The organism is uncultured Aquimarina sp. (genome assembly GCF_947500065.1).
Lineage (GTDB): Bacteria > Bacteroidota > Bacteroidia > Flavobacteriales > Flavobacteriaceae > Aquimarina.
This window is the reverse complement of the sequence record NZ_CANMQT010000035.1, coordinates 1-1,337: the sequence shown is the minus strand read 5'-3', so window position 1 is coordinate 1,337 and position 1,337 is coordinate 1. Positions and strand designations below refer to the sequence as shown.

At 31.9% G+C, this 1,337-nt stretch carries 3 protein-coding genes; 2 read left to right on the top strand and 1 reads right to left on the bottom strand.

Features of this window, described 5'->3' with window-relative positions:
* Positions 1-139 precede the first annotated feature (139 nt).
* Complete coding sequence (locus tag Q0975_RS28320) at positions 140-358, top strand: hypothetical protein (RefSeq protein WP_299444349.1); 219 nt, start codon at positions 140-142, stop codon at positions 356-358.
* A complete protein-coding gene (locus Q0975_RS28315) occupies positions 358-663 on the top strand; it encodes a type II toxin-antitoxin system RelE/ParE family toxin (protein ID WP_299444346.1) in 306 nt (101 codons plus the stop codon). Before Q0975_RS28320 ends, Q0975_RS28315 begins: the two co-directional genes overlap by 1 nt.
* A 411-nt stretch (positions 664-1,074) precedes the next feature.
* Here the strand turns inward: Q0975_RS28315 and Q0975_RS28310 are convergent.
* Positions 1,075-1,337 (bottom strand): hypothetical protein (locus Q0975_RS28310; protein WP_299444343.1); only part of this gene is annotated, 263 nt, incomplete at its 5' end.

Sequence of the window (1,337 nt, the reverse complement as noted above, 5' to 3'; positions counted from 1 at the left end):
AAACATAAACTTTGGCTAAGTGCTGGATCGAAGAACAGTGATTTTTTGCTTCCGCACTACGCATAGCTAAACGTTAGGTTTCATACCCAAAAAACTATCAAACTTAATTTTTTCGTATTTTTGAAATAAAGGAAAGGAAATGGATATTAAAGCTTCTAAAATTGAGTTGGTTAAAATGATTTTGAATATCGATAGTAGTGAATTCATTAAAAAAGTGACTGACTATATTAATAATGAAAAAGCAGATTTTTGGAATGATTTAAGTGCATCAGAAAAAAAAGAAATTAAAAGAGGGATTGAAGAACTCGAAAAAGGTCAACGAATTTCCTATGATGATGTTTTGAAAAAGATTTCTTAATGAAAGTTTACTTATCCGAACTTGCCGAATCTAAACTTTTAAAACTCACTGAATATCTTATAGAAAAATGGAATCTAAAAGTTAAAAACGAGTTTGTTGCTAAATTAACTGAAAAAATTAATCAAATAACTTTACAACCCGATAGTTGTCCAAGATCTAAGGAGTTAAACGGACTTTATAAATGTGTTGTTACAAAACAAACGACTTTTTATTACAGAGTTAATTTTGAAAAAAAAGAAATCGAAATAATTACTCTCTTTGATACAAGGCAGGACCCAAGCAAACTTAAAAAGCAATTAAAATAGTACGAAAACCTAACATTTTGTATAATGCATATGCTCCCTTCGGGAAGCAAACGCACCATACAATAACCGTTAGGGCACATACTTGTTATCTGAAAAGCAAAACGCAATCTGAACCTGTCTGCGGACGAACCTCGATCGTATGAACTGAGAGTTTTTGCAGTGGTTTGTATCGGATCCAAAGTAAAAAAGCAATAAAAAAATCACTCAAAAGGAATATTTCGAAGTAGTAGAGTGCTGAAAAATCGCTTTTTTTTGGCTTATCACGATAATTTTGACGGAAAAAGGGTTTGTGTTTTTTTAGTTTGTTAAGTGATATATCCAAAAGCAGCAAAGTGATCGCTGGAGATTATGAAAAATAATACGGAGCAATTCGCAATCTGATATCACTTTATTGCGGCTTGTTTACCAAGTTCAGGCTTGTAAAAGTGGTACGTGCCATAACACTATATATATGTCATAGCAGCTAGATGAAGAATCTAAAAGTCTGTGTATTTTTGCAATGGCGCAATGCTTGCAGAATGAAAAAGTTAGCAACCAATGCGCAGAAAAATTAAAAAGCAAGGTAACATTTTGCCCTGCTACGACACATATATTAAACGTTGTAAGTAATGAAAAGAAACCTAATTCAAATATTTGCCATTTTTCTTTTGTTTTGTTCTTGTGACTTAAAAACA

What these genes read in the sequence shown, in the direction of transcription:
- Q0975_RS28320 (WP_299444349.1), top strand. Translation starts at nt 140, where the DNA reads ATGGATATTAAAGCTTCTAAAATTGAGTTGGTTAAAATGATTTTGAAT.
- Q0975_RS28315 (WP_299444346.1), top strand. Translation starts at nt 358, where the DNA reads ATGAAAGTTTACTTATCCGAACTTGCCGAATCTAAACTTTTAAAACTC.